Annotated in this window: 12 protein-coding genes, 2 pseudogenes and 1 other annotated feature; all 14 genes and pseudogenes read right to left on the bottom strand. The window is 66.5% G+C overall.

Going from position 1 to position 18,631, the window contains the following annotated elements:
• Window positions 1-670, bottom strand: a pseudogene (locus tag G473_RS29735) (IS3 family transposase); the annotation flags it as partial.
• Window positions 273-389, bottom strand: a sequence feature (AL1L pseudoknot). Its footprint overlaps the pseudogene before it by 117 nt.
• Window positions 671-729: 59 nt before the next feature.
• Window positions 730-1,005 (bottom strand): annotated as a pseudogene (locus G473_RS29730) (helix-turn-helix domain-containing protein); the annotation flags it as partial.
• Between the two features lie 104 nt (window positions 1,006-1,109).
• Window positions 1,110-2,648: a formylglycine-generating enzyme family protein gene (locus G473_RS28815; RefSeq protein WP_051329722.1), complete on the bottom strand. Its 1,539-nt coding sequence runs from the start codon at window positions 2,646-2,648 to the stop codon at window positions 1,110-1,112.
• Window positions 2,638-3,843: an FtsX-like permease family protein gene (locus G473_RS0100655; RefSeq protein WP_029011522.1), complete on the bottom strand. Its 1,206-nt coding sequence runs from the start codon at window positions 3,841-3,843 to the stop codon at window positions 2,638-2,640. Before G473_RS0100655 ends, G473_RS28815 begins: the two co-directional genes overlap by 11 nt.
• Window positions 3,840-4,616: an ABC transporter ATP-binding protein gene (locus G473_RS24330; RefSeq protein WP_051329721.1), complete on the bottom strand. Its 777-nt coding sequence runs from the start codon at window positions 4,614-4,616 to the stop codon at window positions 3,840-3,842. The genes G473_RS0100655 and G473_RS24330 overlap by 4 nt, the downstream gene beginning before the upstream one ends.
• Window positions 4,613-6,604: a vWA domain-containing protein gene (locus G473_RS0100645; RefSeq protein WP_029011521.1), complete on the bottom strand. Its 1,992-nt coding sequence runs from the start codon at window positions 6,602-6,604 to the stop codon at window positions 4,613-4,615. The genes G473_RS24330 and G473_RS0100645 overlap by 4 nt, the downstream gene beginning before the upstream one ends.
• Window positions 6,605-6,620: 16 nt before the next feature.
• On the bottom strand, window positions 6,621-7,715 hold the full coding sequence (locus G473_RS30810) for a hypothetical protein (RefSeq protein ID WP_029011520.1): 1,095 nt from the start codon (window positions 7,713-7,715) through the stop codon (window positions 6,621-6,623).
• Window positions 7,716-7,724: 9 nt separating this feature from the next.
• Window positions 7,725-10,394 carry a virulence factor SrfC family protein gene (locus G473_RS0100635; protein WP_029011519.1) on the bottom strand — a complete coding sequence of 890 codons (2,670 nt, stop codon included), beginning with the start codon at window positions 10,392-10,394 and terminating at the stop codon, window positions 7,725-7,727.
• 14 nt (window positions 10,395-10,408) lie between these two features.
• Window positions 10,409-13,414 (bottom strand): virulence factor SrfB, encoded by a 3,006-nt coding sequence (locus tag G473_RS0100630; protein ID WP_029011518.1) that lies wholly within the window; start codon window positions 13,412-13,414, stop codon window positions 10,409-10,411.
• Window positions 13,415-13,460: 46 nt separating this feature from the next.
• Window positions 13,461-14,771 (bottom strand): hypothetical protein, encoded by a 1,311-nt coding sequence (locus G473_RS0100625; RefSeq protein ID WP_029011517.1) that lies wholly within the window; start codon window positions 14,769-14,771, stop codon window positions 13,461-13,463.
• A gap of 4 nt (window positions 14,772-14,775) precedes the next feature.
• Window positions 14,776-15,927 (bottom strand): S1 family peptidase, encoded by a 1,152-nt coding sequence (locus tag G473_RS28810; protein WP_029011516.1) that lies wholly within the window; start codon window positions 15,925-15,927, stop codon window positions 14,776-14,778.
• 40 nt (window positions 15,928-15,967) lie between these two features.
• Complete coding sequence (locus G473_RS0100615; RefSeq protein WP_029011515.1) at window positions 15,968-16,996, bottom strand: vWA domain-containing protein; 1,029 nt, start codon at window positions 16,994-16,996, stop codon at window positions 15,968-15,970.
• Between the two features lie 35 nt (window positions 16,997-17,031).
• Window positions 17,032-17,562 (bottom strand): hypothetical protein, encoded by a 531-nt coding sequence (locus G473_RS0100610; protein WP_029011514.1) that lies wholly within the window; start codon window positions 17,560-17,562, stop codon window positions 17,032-17,034.
• Between the two features lie 51 nt (window positions 17,563-17,613).
• On the bottom strand, window positions 17,614-18,306 hold the full coding sequence (locus tag G473_RS0100605; protein ID WP_154667199.1) for an HlyD family secretion protein: 693 nt from the start codon (window positions 18,304-18,306) through the stop codon (window positions 17,614-17,616).
• Between the last annotated feature and the right edge of the window lie 325 nt (window positions 18,307-18,631).

The raw sequence follows: 18,631 nt of genomic DNA, 5'->3' as shown, positions 1-18,631 counted from the left end.
CAGGGTAAAGCCTTGTCAGCAATGGTAGTTTTCACCGGCTTGCCCCGGATGGCGCCGCGCAGGCCCATCTCCCGCATCAGCCGCGCGACCGTGCAGCGTGCCACCTGCACGCCCTCCCGCTGCAACTGCCGCCACACTTTGCGGACCCCATAGACCTGGAAATTCTCATCAAACACCCGCCGGATATCGGCCTTCAGGCCGATATCGCGCTGTGCCCGCGCCGGTAGTTTGGCCGGATCACTCGCACGTGCCGTGTGCCGTCGCACGGTGGAGGGGGCAATCGGCAATACCCTGCAGATTGGCTCGATCCCGTATTCCCGCCGGTGGGCTTCAACGAAGCCCAACATCATTTCGGTCGGCGGTCGAGCTCCGCCATCGCGAAATAAGCCGAGGCCTTGCGCAGGATTTCATTCGCCTGGCGCAACTCCCGGATCTCCCGTTCCTGCGCCTTCAGTTTCTCCAGCACATCCAGCGGAACGCCGGCACGGCTGCCGCTTTCCGCCTCCGCTTTCTTGACCCACTCATTCAGCGTATGCGCCGAACAGCCGATCTTGGACGCCACGGACGACACCGCTGCCCATCGCGACGGATGATCCTTCTCGTGATCCACCACCAGCCGAACAGCCCGCTCGCGCACCTCAACTGAAAACTTGTTCGTTGTCTTGCTCATCGTAGCCCCATCCTCTCAGGAGTTGGAGCCGCCGACAATCCCGGCGCGGTTCAGACTCAGTTGGCCCGTTCTTCCAGTTGCTCCGCGGACAGCATAGGCAACCGGCCCTTCGATTGGCGATCAGCCAGGCCGGCTGCCCCCTCCGCATTATAGCGATGCACCCATTCCCGCAGCGTTTGGCGGTCCATGCCGGCCGCCGCCGCATCCTCCCGCGTCCTGCCTTCTGCGATCAGAGCCAGCGCCAAAAGACGCCGAGCCACGTTCGCATCCCGGCTCCCTACCGCCTCCCGACGCCGCGTCCGAACCCGCTCGCGTATCTTGATTGCCGCAGATATTGCTCCGCCCAACGTCAAATAAACGCTCGATTAGGGAATCGCAGCGGCGGTACAAGGAGAATCCCCAATCTCACGACGACAGTCACTTCCCCGGCGGCTTGGTATTATTCCAACGGTCGGCGGCAATCGGCAAGCAGAGGCGAAAGGTCGGCCGGCCGCTTCTGCTGATAGGTCTGCGCATGCTGCACGAAGCGGCGCGTCATGGCCCGCAGCCCCTCCGCCCCCGGGAAGTCCAGTGCCGCCTCCACCTGTGGCAATTGCTGGCGCAACGCTGCGGCCCCGAAGGTTTCCGTAGCACTGACCAGATGCGACAGATAGGCCTCGCCCGTGATCTGGGCGCGGCGGATATAGGCGTCCCGCGTTTCCTCCCCCCGCGCCCGGAGTTCAGCGCCCATCAGTTTCAGTTGCTGTTCCAACCCATCGACCTGCTTCATCTCGTCACGATAGCCGCGCATCAGCATGGCGGCGCTGCGCACGGCCATGCGGGCGCCATCGGCCTCGATCTCCGTCCGGCGGCGCATTTCCGCCCCGATTTCAGAGGCCAGCCGGTTCAGGCTGTCGGCCATGGCCGGGGTGGGTGCCTGGACGGCCAGGGCACGGGCGGCGGCCGGCAGGTCTGCAGCCGCCGCGGGTGCAGCGGCCTGCGCACCGCGCCTGGCGTCGGCCTTCAGGGCATCGATGCGGGACTGGCTGGTGGCGACCTGTATGCCCACCATCACACGAAAACCCGTGAAAGGCGGGCGCCGCACCCCACCCGTGTCTGCCGCGAAGAACGGCTCCTCGTGCCGTTCCGCCGTGCGGACATCATTGGCCGATGTCAGGCAGGAACCGCCCCGCACGACAAAGCCACCCACCTGACCATGCAGACGGCCCTGCGCGGTGGAGCGATAGGGGTCCATCACGATTTCCGCGACATTGCCCAGCATGTCGTGCAGGCCCAGCGGGTTGGGCTTCAGCGAGCCGATGAACTGGGTCATGCCATCGCAGGAGCGGGGGTCAGCATGGGCGACATAATCGGCCAGCGGCCCCTCCATGGGAAAGGTGCGGGCCACCTCCTGCGCGGGCTGGACCCGGTTGCCACCGCGGGCAGCGAACTCCCACTCCACTTCCGTCGGCAGGCGGATGAAGCCGCGGGCACCATCTTCCACAGGCAGCTTGTCCTTGTGGTTGGCCAGCAGCCATTCGTTGTAACGGCGGGTGAAGTCGATGGCGTCGAACCAGCCGGCATCATCCTTCGGCAGGCCGCCCTGCGCCGGCAGTGCATCGCATCCCGCCATCACGGCGGCATATTGCGCGACTGACACCTCGTACTTGCCCATGAGAAAGTGGCGGCGGTCGGGCTTGCCGCCCGTGCTGAGCCCGCCTACGACATGATCGAAACGTAAATCCTCGCGGAAACCCAGATCGGGATCACCGGTACCCAGCCGGACCTTCTGGTCGGCCAGCCAGTTGGCCGGACCGAACGTTTCCACCCGCCGGAAAACCATCTGCCCGCCGCAGGGCATGGGCAGTGCCACATCCCCCGGCGCCGGCCGCGGATCGGCATGATCGGCGGGCCAGCCAGCCGCGCTGGCCGGCGGCACAGGAACCATCCACAACGCCAGCAGCAGTGCTACAAGGGCGCCTTCCTGCTTATGAATCATGCAACCCCTCCCCAGGTTCGATGCGGGCCACGCGCCAGGCGGCCAGGGCGGATGCCGCAAGCGCCAGGGCCAGGGTCAGTCCCAGCGCGGCCAGCAGATGCCAGCCGGTCAGCAGGCTGGCCTGTCCCCCCGCCACCAGCCGGTCCCGCAAGGCCAGATTGAGCAGAGCCGACACCACGCCATAAAGCATGACGGCCAGGGCCCAGCCCATCACTGCCACGCCCAGAGCCTGGATGACGGGAAACAGCATGGTCTGACCAGCCGGCAGCCCGTGCAGACGCAGCAGGCTCAAGGTCCGCCGCTTGCGCAGCACACCGGCCCATAAGGTTGCCGACAGGGAGACCATCAGCCCCGCAGCCGTGCTGCCCGCTACCACCAGGAAGACCAGCCCCAGCGCCCGATCCAGCGCCAGGACCCGCTCGTAATCCCCCAGCCGGTCTGCGGCCACATTCAGGCCCCCATTCTCCAGATCGCCCAGAAGCCCGCGCAGGGCCGGCATGTCGCGCGCATAAAGCCGGAAATTACGCAGCACGAAAGGCGACCCATCCGTTCGCCCTGGCCAGCCGAATGCCGGCACGGCGTTGAAATCCTGCCAATGTTCCAGACCCCACATCAATGTCTGGTCCAGCAGCGCCCCGTCTTCCGCCCAGGCCGCACGATCCAGAACCGTGGCGACCGTCAGCGGCAGTTCCAGCAATTCGGCTTCGCCCTCGCGCGGTTGGCGCAGCAGATTCAACTCGATCCGGTCGCCGGCCTGCACCCCCCCCAGGCGTGCCGCCAGCGACGGGGTCAGCACCACCTCCCCCCGGCCGGGCGGGGGATGTCCCCCCAGAAGCGGGTCGCCAGGACCACTGGCCATGGCCAGGGCGCTGGCCCGCGGCACGACACCGTCTCCCGCCAGTTCAAAATCCAGCGTTCCCGCGATGGGAGATGCTGTGCCCACGACGAATGCAACCCGCGGATCGGCCCGCAGGCCATCCAGGAAGGACGGGTCCAGCGATACAACCTGCCGCAATTGGATCTGGCGATTGCGGGGATCGGCCGACATCTCCTGAACCATGGTGGCGATGACGCCATGGCGCAGGCTGTAAAGAACCAGCAAAGGCAGCAGCACGGCCGCCAGGGCAAAGACGCGCGTCAGCAGGTCGATACGGTCATGGGCCATGTCACGCAGGCTGAGACCCGGTCCAATCATGCCATCCCCTCCCCCGACAGGGGTGTGACCAGGGCCCGCAGGCGGGTACCGGCCGGCACCTGCGTCTGAATGGTCAACAAGGTGAAGCCAAACCGTTCCAGCAGCGGGCGGTCATGGCTGGCCACCAGCAGGGCCGTGCCATGCTGGTCCGCCATGTCGCAGAGGGCCGCCATGACATCGCGCGCACGGTCGGGGTCCAGGGCGGCCGTCGGCTCGTCGGCCAGGACCAGGGGAGGGCGATGGGCCAGGGCGCGGGCGATGGCCACCCGCTGCCGCTGCCCCACCGACAGCGCAGCGGGCAGCGTGTCCATCAGGTCGGCAATGCCCAACTGACCGGCCAGCAGGCCGGCCCGACCGGGGTCGTGGATGCCAGCCAGCCGCAAGGCAAGGCCGATATTCTCCGCAACCGTCAGGAAGCCAAACAGTCCGCCACGCTGATGGACATAGCCCATCAGGCGGGCGCGTATCCGCGCCAGCCCGCTTTCCGACCGGCGGCGCCATGCTGCCAGCACATCCACCAACCCGTCTTGTGCCGTCCCATCGGACAGAACCCCGCCCGGTTCATGAAGCGTGAAGCAGGCGGCATGGTCGGGGGCACGGGCGCAGGCGATGGTGTCCAGCAGGGTCGACTTGCCGCTGCCGCTCGGCGCCACCACCGCCACCCTTTGTCCCGCCGACAGCAACAGCGACGGCACGTGCAGTTCAAAACGGCGTTCCGCATCCGCCCGCCGCGCGGTCAGTTCACGGACCTCCAGCACTACACCTGCCGTCACGGCAGCAGATCCAGGGGCAGCGGATAGACCCGTTCATCGATCCCGGCGCCGGCATTGAGGCTGATCCACCGGCCTTCATCCCGGAAAAATTCCCGGTAAAGGCTGCGCAACCCGCGGATATTGTTCAACATGTCATGGATCAGCGTAGGGCTGAGCGCGTTCAGCGTTTCCGGCGTATGGCGCAGGATGGGGCTGTTATAGGGCAGGGCCGTGACAATACTCTTGACCATATCCTTCATGCTGGTCAGTTCGCTATCACCGGGCAGCCGCGCCGACAGGCCGCCATCTAGGCTGTCCAGACTGGCCGGATCGCTCTGCGCCGTCGCCAGCACCTGACGCAGCAGGGTGAAGAAGCTGTCCCGGCCGCCCGGCGCGTCCAGCCGGGCGGTGGCCGCCTTCTCGATGGCGCCCAGCGCTTGGTAAAGCTGGTTCAACTGAGCGCGCGTCAACAGCACATGGATATCGAAGGCGCCGCGCGCCTGCGGGTCGGCCATGTCGAAATCAGCCGTCCAGCCGCGCTGGATCTCCGGAGCCGTCTGGTTGCGCTGATTGGCCAGCCAGGCAAGCTGCATCGCGTATCCCGCCTCCGCCACCTGCTGCCCCCCCTGCCGGGTGCTATCGGCCTGCGCCGTCCGCCCGCTGGCGGCCAGTTCACCGATGGCCAGCACATCGCGGCCGATCCCGTCGATCACGGTCCCGAACCGGTCCACATCACCATCGGCCACGGGATGGAAATAGCTGCGGCCTGTGGGGTTGAACCGGGCCAGCTTGTCCAGTTGCATCTCGGCCCGGCGATGATACTCCTGCCCCTCCGGCGTTTTCAGAAGGATGGTGAAGATGGCGGTCAGCCGGTCTTGCGCCCCGGCCTTGGTGGCAATGTGGTCGGGCTCCATTCCCGTCTCGCTGCGATCATCCCCGGCCCCGCGGACGGGGGCATCGGTGATCAGCACGATGAAGCGCGCGCCGAAATCATCCCATCCCGGCATGGCCAGGGCCGTGTTGACGCCGGCGATTCCATCCTCGGCAAAGCCGACGGAGCTGACGCTCGCCTCCTTCATCCCGTCGATGGCCGACTGGAATGCGCCGGCGTTGAAGGACCTTTCCAGCGGATGGAACACCTTGCTGACATAGTCCAGCCCCGGCCGGTCGCGCAGACTGTCACGATAGCCCACAAGGCCAAAGCTGATGCGGTTCCCGGCGGGGGAATTGCGCAACTGGCCCACGATCGACCGTACCATCTGACGGGTGCGGTCGATATAGGGCTGCATCGACTTTGTCGTATCAATCACGAAAACCACGCCATAGCGCATGTTGCGCAATGCTTCGGGATCGGGGGGCGGCGGTGCGGACGGATTGCCCGGTGCGACCAGGGTGGCTACCTCCAGCACCTTGCGGTCGCGCCGGCTGGGCGGGGTGTTGGGAACGGTGACATTCTGCCAGTCCAGGATTGGCAGCATGTAGAAACGGCTGGCAAAATCTGGAACACGGCCCTGCGGCTCCATCGCCGCCAGACCCGTACCGGGATCGATCCGCCCGACACGGGCCTGTGACAGCAGGTTGGCAACCCGTTCGGCCCGCGCCGTGTCGCCCAGCACCCGGTCCAGCGAGGCCCGATCCTGGAAGAACAGGGCAGGCGGGCGGCGGACGGTCTGGTTGAAGGCCAGCACCACCGCCTGTTTCCAAGGCACCGTCGCCATCTCCGCAATCCAGCCCGTAGGGGCCCGGCGCGCATCGGGGCCGACCTGCAGCCAGACTTGCCCGCCCACATCCCGCCGCTCGAACACATAGAAATGGCTGAACACGTCCAGGACGGTGCCACCGGTCCCGCCGGCAGCCGGCAGCAGCCTCGCATTCGGCCGGGTCAACACCCGCTGGGACAGGCCCGGCACGCCCTCGACCGTCAGCGGCTGATAGGCGGCGATGGCTGGCGGTACGGACGGCCAGACCAGAAACAGCATCACCAGCAAGGGCCGCAGGTATCGGGACATCAGCCATTCTCCCCGTTCATTCACAGCTTTGCCGGACGGTCGGCAGACGCAGGTTCAGCAATTGTCGCGCCACGATGTCGCCCTGCTCTTCCCGGGTCCGCAGGGCAGCCTCCAGCCGATCCAGCACGGCGGGCACCTCTGTCTCGCGCGCTACGCAGGCCCGCTCGTACAGGACCAGCGCGTCCATGTCGTTGGGCGCGCTGAACAGGCCGGGCGTGAAGTCCAGGCTGTCCTTGGCTTCAGCCAGAAAGCGCAGGCTGGGGCCGTAGCCCTCCCGCTCCAGCGTATGGAAAAGCGTGCTGGCCTCGTCGAAACGCCCGGCCTCTGCCGCGGCCACGGCGGCGGCATGCCGTTCGGCCAGACCGGGCGGCATGGCCGGACCGACATCGCCGGCCATGCCGGTATCCGCCCCCCCGGTGGTGAGCCAATAGGCCAGCGCCAGGCCGGCAACCAGCAGCAAGGCGGCCAGACCCCAGATCAGGCCGCGCCGCGGCGGTCGTGGCGTTTCCTGTGCCGGCGGGGTGGAGTCGGGGGTGCCCTCTGTTGTCGGATCTGCGGGCTCGGGCTCCACCGGTACGGACGGTTCGTCCGGTATCGCGGGCGCCACGGGGGGCGTTACCGGGTCGGGTTCCGGGGCTGGTGGGGGCACCGGCGGTTCCGGCGGCATTGGCAGGGGCGGGGGAACGGGGGCTGGTGTTGCAGCCGGCGGCGGTGCGCCGCCAGGGAAGGAATTGGCGGCATCAACCCCCGGATCGGCCCGGCTCGCCTTCATGCTGGGCGGTGGGGTGATCCCGCTCCACATCAACCGGCCTTCCAGGGCAAGATCGGGCAACCGGACCAGCAGCGGCGTATAATCCTCGATCAACGCCGTGACCAACGGCCCAACGGGCACCAGCAGATCGCCATCATGCGAGAAGGCGTGGCCCGATCGCCAGACGAAGGACCCTGCCTGCCAGCCGTTAGGCCCCAGAAAGGGCTCCTCCTCGTCCGCCTGCATGATGACAAGCTGAAGGATGCCGGTGCCGCGCCCGGCTGCGCGCGGCACCACCAGTTCGGCGATGCCGCTTCCTGGCTGCTTCCGGTCGTTGCGGATCTCAAAGGGGATCATCATGCCGTCACCTTACACCCGCAGGCTGGACAGGATGCGACCCAGCTTCGCGTTCTGGGCGATATCGACCAGTTGCCCGCCGGCGGAGCCGGCATTTTCCCGCGTCATGGCCAGGAAGGCGCGCGCCCATTGCGTGCCATAGCGGCGGCGCATCTGGCTCAATTCATCCTCCGCCTCCGGCAGGTCGGGCCGGCCGCCCGGATCCACGCGCGGCGGCCGGGTGAAGGCGGCCCGCGCGTCGGCCACCTGCGCGGGGTCAGTAGCGGTGGATGCCAGCAGCGACCGGCCGCAATCGGCCACGAAATCATTGATCAGCATGGCCGAACCCAGGGCCACGGCCGCCGCTGTGGGACCCGGCGGCTGGCGATAGGCTGTCACCTTCTCCGTATGGCGATCGATGGCTTCCATCAGCCCCAGCCGCCGGGCGGCGATGCCCATTTCCTCGGCAAAGGTCTGAAGGGCGGGGCCGGGCAGGCCCGTGCGCACGCTGACGGCCATATCCTCCGTCTTGTCGGCCAACCGCTCCAGCCATCGGGCGACGGCGCGTTCCCCGAAGCGCAGGGCCGGGGACTTGGCCCTGGCGCCCGCGGCCGGCGGCGGGGCCAGTCCCAGTTCCGCCAGATCCAGGCCGAAATCGCCGCCGCCGGAGGAGGGTGGCGAAACTTCCCCGGTATCCGCTACCCTGTCCCGGCGCAGAAACTGCATATAGGCCCGTCGCAGCGGTGCCTCCTCCACCCCCAGCTCATGCACCAGCAGGCCCACGGCCCGGCCCGCCGCGGCAAAGGCGCGGATGGCCCCCATGGCGCGTTCCTGGCGCTGGCGTACCCGTTCCTCCACATCCTCCCGCTCGTACCAGCCTTCCAGCAGTTCCAGCAGGGCATTGGCCAGCGCCTGGGCCTGCGGGCGGATCTGGCGGTATTTCAGGTCGGGCTGGCAGACAGGCGCCAGCGCCTCAGCCAGGGCTGTCGTGCCGCCATCATTCAGGCCCAGCAGGGCATCGACGGCGGCCGCCGGATTGGCCACATGCCGGCGCACCAGCGGGCTTTCCCCCATCGCACGCCGGAAGGCCGGCAGGATGCGCGTCTCGAAATCCGGGGTGAAACCTTCTTCGTCGCGGACGGTTCCGGCCGCCGCCACGCCGCCATAGCGGAACTGCCCGTGCTGTTCCAGCGCCTTGGGATTGCGCAGCAGGAAGGTGTTGGTGAAGGCTCGGCCCGGATGCCATTCCGTGGTCCATCCGGGGAACTCGTCGAAATTGGTGCGGAAGCGGTTCTCGATCTGCTGTTCCAGATTGCCGCCGGCCGACAGGTCGAAGATACGGTCGCACTTCGTCATGCACAGCAACAGGCTGGTCGGCCGGCCCGCCCGTTTCTGTGGCGTGTCCCCATGGGTGCGCGCAATCCAGCCTTCCACCAGTTCCGGCAGCTTGCGGATTTCCAAATTGCCGTCGGGGACGCACAGCATCATGGTGTTGAGATCGAGTTCGGTGACGTAATTGTCGAACAGGACCGCCACCTTGCCACGCAGGAAACAGAGTTCGCGCGGCGGCTTCTCCTGCCCCGGCCGCTCGGCCGTGCGGCGCAGGCAACGGTCGGGACTGGACCCCTCGCGTGAGCGGGCGCCGGGGAAATCCAGCAGGTCGGTATGTTCCAGGAACGGCCAGGGCGCCCGGTCCAGCGTGATGCGCAGTTCCGCCGTCAATGCGGTGATCACGGGCTGCCGCAACATCACGGTGCGGCCCGGCGCGGTGCAGATGGTCACCATCCGCGACCCCGGCCCTGTCATTTCCGCCAGTTCATAGATGCGGTCGACATGCAGGATACCCGCGCTGGTATCACGGATGGCCGACAGGGGCGCATAAACCGTGGTGGCATGACCCAACAGCTCCAGCGCGCCGCGCAATTCGCGGAAAAGGTCGTTAAATTCCGGCAGGCGGCCCCAAAGGGGCGACAATGCCTCCAGCCGCGCGTCGGCGGACAGGCGCGGCAGCAGCCCCTCCAGCGCCGACCAGTACCCGTCGGCCAGCTCTCGGTTCTGTACAAGGGGATGGGTGGGGGTGAAACCGCGCAGGTAATCCTGCAGGTCCAGCACATCTTCGAACCGGAAGCCGGGCAGCGCCACCGCGCCCGCCATTCCCTCCAGCCGGGCCAGATGTGCCTCCATTGCGGCAGGGCTCAACAGGTCCGGATCGTCGGGCAGGGCCGACAGGTCGAACACGAAGCTGTTGACCAGGATCTTGACCAGATCCACCTCGCGCACCAGCCGCAGCACGACCGGAAACCCCGCCGGCACCTCCTCTGGCCGCAGGGAGAAGCGCGTGACCAGACCCGTCGTCTCCTTTCCACCCTGCGGGTTGACCTGGGTCAGGAAATCCAGCCGCTCCTGTTCCGCGCCGCTGCCGAACAGGGCGAGTGCGGTGCGGTGGGGCGGGGTGATGAACTTGCCGATCAGGAAGGACTTGCCCGCCTGGCTGGCACCGAACACGGCGGCCGACATGGGACGTTCAGCCGCGCGTGCCAGCCGGTCTGCCTCCATCAGGTGGCGTTTCAGGCTACGATCGATCCCGGCGCGCAAGGGCCCCAGGCGCCGGGTGCTGTTCGCAGACCATTCCAGGGCTTCCCTGGCGGCATCGGCCAGGGTGTGACAGGTTGTGGCAAGCTGCTGGTCTTCCTCACGCACCATTTGCGCTTCCCCCCTCAATCCGGCCAATGCAGGGCCAGAACACCGCTGTCCAGCCAATAACCGGCTTCTTGGTCACGCTCAACCCGCAGGGTCTGCAGGGTCAGCCGCAACAGGTCGGTGATCACCTGACCGTTGCCATCGCGCGCTTCCTCGATCACAAATTCCTCGTTGTCGGTGATGTCTTCCGCGCCATTATCATCCTGCACGCGCAGACGCACCTGAAGGGGCATGCGCAAGCCTGTTGCCTGTTGCGGGTTCTTCAGGTCCAGGAAAGCCAGCGGCGTGGTCTTCCAGCGTTCCAGGGGAAGCTGGCGATAGCCGATGAAGGATGGCGGCGTCAGGCTGAACGGCTCGCTGAGCTTGCGCCCTGCGCCATCCAGGTCGATATCCCGGAACGCCAGCCGCTGGTTGGACAGCATGTCGTTGCGTTCCAGCACGCCGATATGGTTGGCCGTGGACCTGATGCGGATCTCGCTGGCCCGGACCAGCAACCCCTCCACCTGCCCTTCGCATACCTGGCATAGCATGGCGCCGACCGCTGCGGTGGTTTTCGGATCCTCGATCCGGAAACCCGGCGAATGGAACGGATACCAGTTCCCGACATCGAAACTGTCCATGCCGATCACGCGGCCGGGCGGCACGGGAACCTGCCCGATGACGATGTCACGGATGACGGGCAGCCGCGACGGCCGGCCCGACAACAGCAGCACATCGCAGTCGAAGGCCCGCACCACATCGCACAGGTCGGTCAGCATCGGCCGCACCACGCCCGCGATGGTTCCTTCCAGATGATCGCGGCGGGTGCGGATCACCACCTGATCCAGGCTGAAGCCCGCCGCACCGGCACGCCGGGCCGGCTGTTCCAGATAATCGCGGACGGCGGCACGGCACCCGCCACCCCCGGCACGGATCAGCGGAATGGTCAGCGCCTCGTCCGCCTTTGCGCCGCCCTGCGCCTCATAGGCGGCAAGAAGGGCCAGGGCGGCCGGGCGCAGCACCTGACCCACGAACAGGGCACGCAGCGTGCGTTCCTGCTGGGCCATTCCTTCCCGGTCGCCAGAGAAGCGGCCTGCCAGGAAATGGGCAGGTTGCACCATGCCCGCCGCCGTCAGGTCACGGGCCAGGCAGGGCAGGATCTCATCCTCGATGATCTGCTTCAGCACATCCTCGCCCGCCAGCCGGAACCCTTCCCGGAAAAGCTGGCGCGGCAGGATGGTGCGGTCATTGTCCGTCACCTCATGCTGGATGATCATCAGGTCGGTCGTGCCGCCCCCCATATCCATACTGGCCACGCGCAGGGTTGGCCGCGACGGGTCTCCGCCGCCGCGTGACATCAGGCGAAAGAAGTCGCGCGGTGCGGTCTGCAGCTTCTGCGTGATCTCATTGAACAGATAGACCAGATGGGTGGCTGTCGCCTCGTCCCAATCCTGCTTCACCTCCGGCCGGCGGTGCAGCGGTTCGTTCCGGTCCCAACCCATCACCTGCCACAGCAGGTCGACACCCGTGCGCACCAGCCGTTTCAGGATACGCTGTTCGGCCACGGGCGTGGCCGACGGGATGGTCAGGATGATGCGGCGCAGTTCCCGCGGCTCGTCGCTGCGCGGCAGGTTTGCCCGCGTGGCCGGCGCGTTGATCTGTGACAGGGCATGGGCCAGCAGTTCCGTCAGCATCAGCATGTAAAGCGTGCTGCGGGAATAGGCCGGCTTCATGCCCGGCACATCATTGTTACGCACCAGCGTGCCACGCTGGGTCAGGCGGCTGGGGATCGGTCCCTTGATGGGCGGCGGCCGTTCACCCACGGGCACGCGCGCCGGATTGTTCACCCAGGGGGCCGGCCGTTCCTGCCGGTCCCAGAGATAGCGCTTAGGGCTGGACAGGCCGCTGCGCCCATGTGTGCCGTCGGTCAGCGAGGACAGCCATACCGCCTCCGGCCCCACACGCACCGGCGTGGGCCACCAGAAAGCATCCCGCACGGGCCGGCCGGCCATGCGGGAATAGGCCCCCAGATTGAAATGCGTGGGATGGAACTCCACGCGACTTTCGAACGGATCGGCATAGACATGGGCCGGGTTGGACAGGTCGCGCAGTTCCAGCCGATAGGCCTGGCTGATATCCAGGCGCTGCCCGGATTCCTGCCCCTCCTCGATCAGGATGCCACAAGTCCGGCTGTTGCCGATATCGATCACCAGGTTGACAGGGATCGGTTTCAGGTCGTGGTGATAGGGGCGTTCGTTCAGGAACCGCAGGCGGGGCACGACCGGCCCCTGCGGCTGGTCCGCACGCTGCCCCGGTTCCGATCCGGCCCCCAGCGCTGCCAGAACGGTGATGTGTTGCGCCAGGCACAGGGTCGGGTTGGGCAGATCATCCAGTGTCACCGGCGCGCCGTTGCGCCGCGCGCTTTCCGCAGTCAGGAACCCTTCATGCAGCCAACCGCGTACCCAGTCCAGACGCAGGAACTGGTTTACGTCATCCATGTCCGTGGCCAGCCCGAACAGGGTGATCCCCTCCGCATCACGCGGTTCGGGCATGACATAGCGCCCATCGCCCGGCGGTTCCGCCAGCAGGGTGTCCAGGGCCAGGGTCACGCGCCAGGCATTGCCGTCCCTGTCCGGTTCCGTCAGCGGCGTGATGTGCAGGCGCGCCCAATTGAACGGCCCATCCGCAAATTCGCCCGTGTCGCGCAAACGCAGTACGGGGGCCGGATACCATTGGCCGGCCAGTTGCGCCAATGCCTGCTCCCCGCGCACGGTGAACACCGTTTCCTCATCTACGGACACCATCCTGCCGGTCCGCGGATCGCGGATCTGGGGCTGCTTCTCCTCGTCATAGTCGACACGGTGCAGAACCTCCCGGGGGCGACCGTCGGGGTCTTTCTCCCCCGGTACGGTCTCGGCATGGAAGCTCATCTTGATGCTGGAGGCAAAGGCCGCCGTCATCCCGAAATCCAGGAACTGGATGCCGGAATTCGGCATCAAGGTGACGACGCTGCCGCGGGGCCAGCGGAAAAGATCCTTCAGCATGCGATGCCAGCACTCCTCATCCTTCCGGTCATGGCGCGATTGCCGGTCATGGCATCGTCACCACGGTGACATCCACCACCTGCTGGTCGTTGACCGTACCCTGGTAAATCTGCACATCCTCGCCCTTCTTCACACGCACTTCAAACCGGTCCGTGCTGCTGCCGCGCCGCTTGGCATTGGCCACGCGCACGGCATAGTTTCCGGGCTGCCACGCGTCGCCGGCGAAATAGACATTCTCCACCGGGTTGGGCACGGGGTCGCGGACATTGGCATCGACGTCCAACTGCCCGCCACAGGCGGTTTTTCGGCGGAAATCGATTTCCGTCCCGTCCGGGCAGATGACGTAAAGGTCCAGATCAGACGTCGTATCCCAGATCAAGGTGATGGTCAGGTCGCCTTCCTTCGCGCCGGCTTCCTCCATCCGGCGATCAAATTCCGCGTCCTGCGCCTGCGATGGCGGGGGGGGCGCCGGCGCTGGCGATGATGGTTCGGGCGGCGGCAGGGCCGGTTCCGCCGGCGCACATCGGGGGGCCTGGGCCAGGCGCTGTTCCAACTGCGCCAGTTCGGCCAGCAGATTTTCCTGCTGTTCCTCCTGCTGTGTCACGGCCGATGCCGGCACGGGGCAATAGCCCGGCAGCCAGGGCCGCAGGGCACAGCCGGCCAGCAACAAATAGAAAATCAGCGCCAGCAAAGGCAGCAAAAGCAGCCACAACCAGCCCCAGCCCGTGCCATGCACGACCAGCACGGGCACCGCTTCTAACGGCAGAGAGACAACCGGTTGTCTCTCTGCCGCATCCGCGGGCTCGGTATCGGCGGGCTCATCTGGTGGGGACGGCGGATCGGATGCTGATGTCTCATCAAGAGGCGGGGGGACGGCCCGCAGAAATTCGGCCAGCGGCTCCCGTTCAGGCGGCGGCCCCTCCAACTCGATACCCCAGTTGATCAGGACGGGCCGGCCACCGACGCTGAAAAGCTGATCCTCCACCGGTGGTGGCAGCTTCAGCGCCTTGGAGAGAGCCTCTCCCATGGCGTGGGTGGGCCCGGTTCCGGCGGTGGACAGCCGGTCGGCCTGATCACGGATCTGGGCCACCGTTTCCTGCAACCGGGCTAGAAGGTCAGCACGCGCTGTATCGTCCAGGTCGCGGAACGGAACGACATTTCCACCGGCCGGACCGAACCAGCTTATCTGCGCACCATGGCCCATCACCGGTTCGGCCAGAAGATCGGCCGCTGCGTCACCCAGGTTGCGGCGTATATACTGGTCGAGTTGCTCCCAGGTTTCGATCACCCGCCCGCCACCAGCCCCGGCAGGACGCAGTCCCTGCAAAGTGGTTTCGCAAAGAAGCCGACGTTCCATGGTGCTATTCGCCTTGGGCTGGAGCGTCGGGGGGCGCAGCGTCCGGCGCGCTGGCACCTCTCGCGGGGGCGGCCGGTTCCGTCAACGGCGCCGGGATGCATGCATTATCCAGCACGCGTGGTGTGACACCCTGATCGCGCAGGAAGGTCGTGGCATCGCCGGCCGACAGGGCATAATTCATGCGCCCCACTTCTTGCGCGCGGATGAAGGTGTTCACCCCGACCAGCCGGCCGCAACGATCCACCAGCGGGCCGCCGCTGTTGCCCGGCGTGATCTGGGCCGTGTGCAAAATCAGGCTGGCGCCATCCTGCGCCTGGATGGCCGTAACAACCCCCTCCGTGACGGCCGGCGCCGGCGGGTTGGAGGTATCGCCCGACAGAAGCCGGCGGAAATCCTCGTCACTTTCCATCACAAGACCCGGAAAGCCGGCGGCAACCACGCCGGACAACCGGCTCACAGGTGGTGCGAAGTCAAGCGGAAGGGCCTGGGGGTCCGGACGCGCCACGGCCAGCAGGGCGAAATCGGGTTCCCCCGCTTCGGAGCCGCGCGTCGTGCCGCGCACGGTCGCTTCGGACACCCCGCCCGTCCGGCCGACGACGATCAGGCGGCTGCCCGGCGGACCGGCCACCACATGCTGATTGGTCAGCACGGCCCCCTGCGCCACATAGATGCCCGTCCCGTTCCCCAGAAGGCTCTCATCCGGTCCCACCTGCAGGACAAGCACGGTGGAGCGGTCCAGCAGATCCAGCAGGCTGCCGGCGAAAGGCTGCCCCTCCGGCGTCACCTGATCAGGCACCGCCGACAGGGCCGGCGGCGGCATGGCCGGCGCTGTCGACCCATCGGGAAGCTGGTACTTCCCGGCTTCCGCCACACAGACGCGTGCATCCAGCAATCGCCGCAACTCAGCGATGCGGTCAGCCAGTGCCCGGTTGCTGTCTGCCACGGCGTCGGGCGACACGGCAGGCCCCGAACGGACGGCCACGCCAGGATCGGGATAGACCAGCACACCCGGGATCAACAGGATCAGCAGGACCACAAGGGCAATTACCAGGGCCACAAGCGGTGCCAGCCAGCTCCGCCGGCGTTCCACCACCAACAGGGTCCTGGCCGCATTGTCACCACCGCCGGTGGAATTGTGGCGCTCATCGGCTGTCATGCCTGTTTCCCCTCACTGAACGACATCCCGCCTGCCGGCATCATTCACAGTCCTCCGTCCGCGCCTGTCCGGCGGCAGCCCGCACGGCGGCGGCCAGACGGGGAAGGTCGGTGGGCGCCACGTAATGGCCACCGGTTGCACGGGCAATGCAGCGCAATTCCTCGATCTGCTGGCTGACAGCGACGACACTGACCTTCAGGTCCGGCCTGCTCTGCGCGAGCGCTTTCGCAGTGGCGCAGGTATCACCGCCACAGGTGTCGTACCCGTCGGACACCAGCACCACATTGATGGGGCCGCCCCCCGGTGTCGGCGGCGCGATGCCAGGCAGGGCCCTCAACGCTCCGCTCAACGCCGTTTCGGGCTTGAGCGCCATATCGGCAATCGATTGCCGGAGCTGATCGCGTTGAGCCGCGGCAAAACTGCCATGATGCTCTGGCTGCCCGCAGGCGGCGAAACTAACCAGGTCGATCGTGACCTCCGGTTCCGCTAGCCGTGTCAGTTCTGTCAGTGCCGCCTGGGCAACGCTGATCCGCGACTGCCCAGGCGTGGCGTCGATGGCTGCCGTCAGCGCCTGATATTCCTGTTCCGTCCCCATAAGGATCCGCATCAGGGGCGGGATATCGGTCAGTTGCAGCATACGGCGTTCCTGGGCGGCATCCACCAGATGGGAAACCGCCATGCTCCGCGAGACATCCAGCACCAGCACGACCCGATCGCTGTTGGGCATGGCGCACACAGGACGCTCAGGGGCAGGGGGTGGTGCTGCGGCCCGCTGTTGCGGCATGGTTGGTGCCGCCGCCGCCGGGCAAACCGGCGCCAGGGCGAGCTGGCGTTCCAGGGCCGCCAGCTCGGCTATTTGCGCCGCCAGCCGTGCAGCTTGCGCGTCATCTTGCGCGACGCCTTCCACCACCGTCTGGGCCGGACAGAAGGAAACGCCCCCACCGGGCCAGGGCAGGTTCAATCCGCAGGCGCGCAACGTCAGCCACCCGATGAAGACAACCAGCACCAGCAAGATGGCACAAGCCGCCAGCAGCAGCATCCGGTCGCGCCGATCATCCACCCCAGGCATCTCCCGTTCCACCGGCCTTCCCCCGCCAGCCCCGATCACTCCTGCAGTACCCGTTCGGTCTGCAGCCGTAACGCCTCCTCCAGGGCTGCACGGCGCGCATTCAGCCGCGCTTCCTCCTCCGCGATGGCCTGGGGCGTCAGGGCGGGGTCGTTGAGCCGGGCCAGTTCGGCGCGGGCCTGGGACAATTGTTCCTGCATGGCCGTTACCCGTGCCCGGTCGCGGTCATTGTGCGTTTCAAGCCCGGACAGCATCAGTTGCAGGCGGTCCAGACCCCGCTGCTGGCTTTCCCGTTCCCGGCGGCGGGCTTCCAGGTCGGTGGCCAAGCGGGTCTGACGGGCCTGGGCAACCGCAGCCGATTGTTCAATCGCCAGCAATTCCTGGCGCCGCCCCTCCAGATCGGACCGGGCCTGGGCAAGATGGGCCTTGAAGCCACCGGAAACCTCGCACCCCAGGGAATCCAGCACATTGCGCACTTTGTTCGGGTCGCATTCTGCCGCGGTGGTGGCGCATCCGCCCAACGCCGCCACCATCATGGCACCACCCAAAATCAGGATCAATCCACGCATAACCATCCCCCCCCGGCCCTTACCCAGCGCGCGATGCCGGTGACTTCCTCATCAGCTCATGGGTGCGGCCAGGATCAGGGCGGCCACACGCTCCTCATCCTGCTTGACCTTGGCGCGGGCCACCTCCAGCTCCTGCCGCCGCCCGGCCAGGTAGGTCTTCGACGAGGTGTCCAACTTCGGGTTCTCCAGCGCGGCATTAGCCGATTTGATATGGTCGTCCAGCTTCTTAACGGTCTTGGTAAGGGCTTCCTGATCCGTCCGGGCCTGGGCCAGCCGCCGCTCCAGCACATCCTTTGTCGTGACACCGGCGGCGACATTGGCGCGCAACGCCTGCAACTCCGTCTCCGCCTGGTCGGCGATGCGCGTCGCCGCATCGGCCGCGGCCTGCGCCTGCGTCACCGAGCTGTCCACCCGTTCCTGCTCCAGGGCGATGTCGGAAGCCTGAGAACCGGCGGCAGCCTGGTTTCGAGCCAGGAAATATCCTGCCGTCCCCGCGGCAATGCCCCCTGCCAAGGCGCCACCGGCGCAACCTTCTGCCTTGTTGCGGCTGGCCAGAAGCCCCAGGGCGCAGCCGCCCAGCGCACCGAGGATCGTGGCCTGCACCGTATAATCCTTAGTGTAATCGTTCAACACCTGCTGATCCGGCGTCATATTGGCATTTCCGCCACCACCCCGCGTCGCACATCCAGACATGAGGGCAACGGAGAGGGCCATTGCCAGAACGCCAACACGATTGAGGGGCATGGAACACACCTTTCATGTTATTGAAATAGACATCGGGCCTAGAATTTTATGATGAAAAGTTGCACGCAATTTCGAGACATTGCAATCCGGAATTATCCATAAGGATAGTGTACAGAAAATAAGGGATATATTCATTGGTGGGTGTTTCTTTATCGTACGATGATGGCGGGAAAGTGGCCGGACAAGCAGGATATAAGCCTTTGGCCAGCGGGTAGAACCAATTTGGAAACTAAATGCTTCCAAAGCGAACATCCCGCGGATCGCTCCCAAAGGCGCTTTCCAGGAAGAAGGCATCATGCCGTCACGCCCTATCTGCAACGCTATG

Origin of the sequence: Niveispirillum irakense DSM 11586, assembly GCF_000429645.1 — a bacterium.
GTDB lineage: Bacteria > Pseudomonadota > Alphaproteobacteria > Azospirillales > Azospirillaceae > Niveispirillum > Niveispirillum irakense.
Note: the sequence above shows the minus strand (reverse complement) of the source record. Positions and strands in the feature narration are given on the sequence as shown.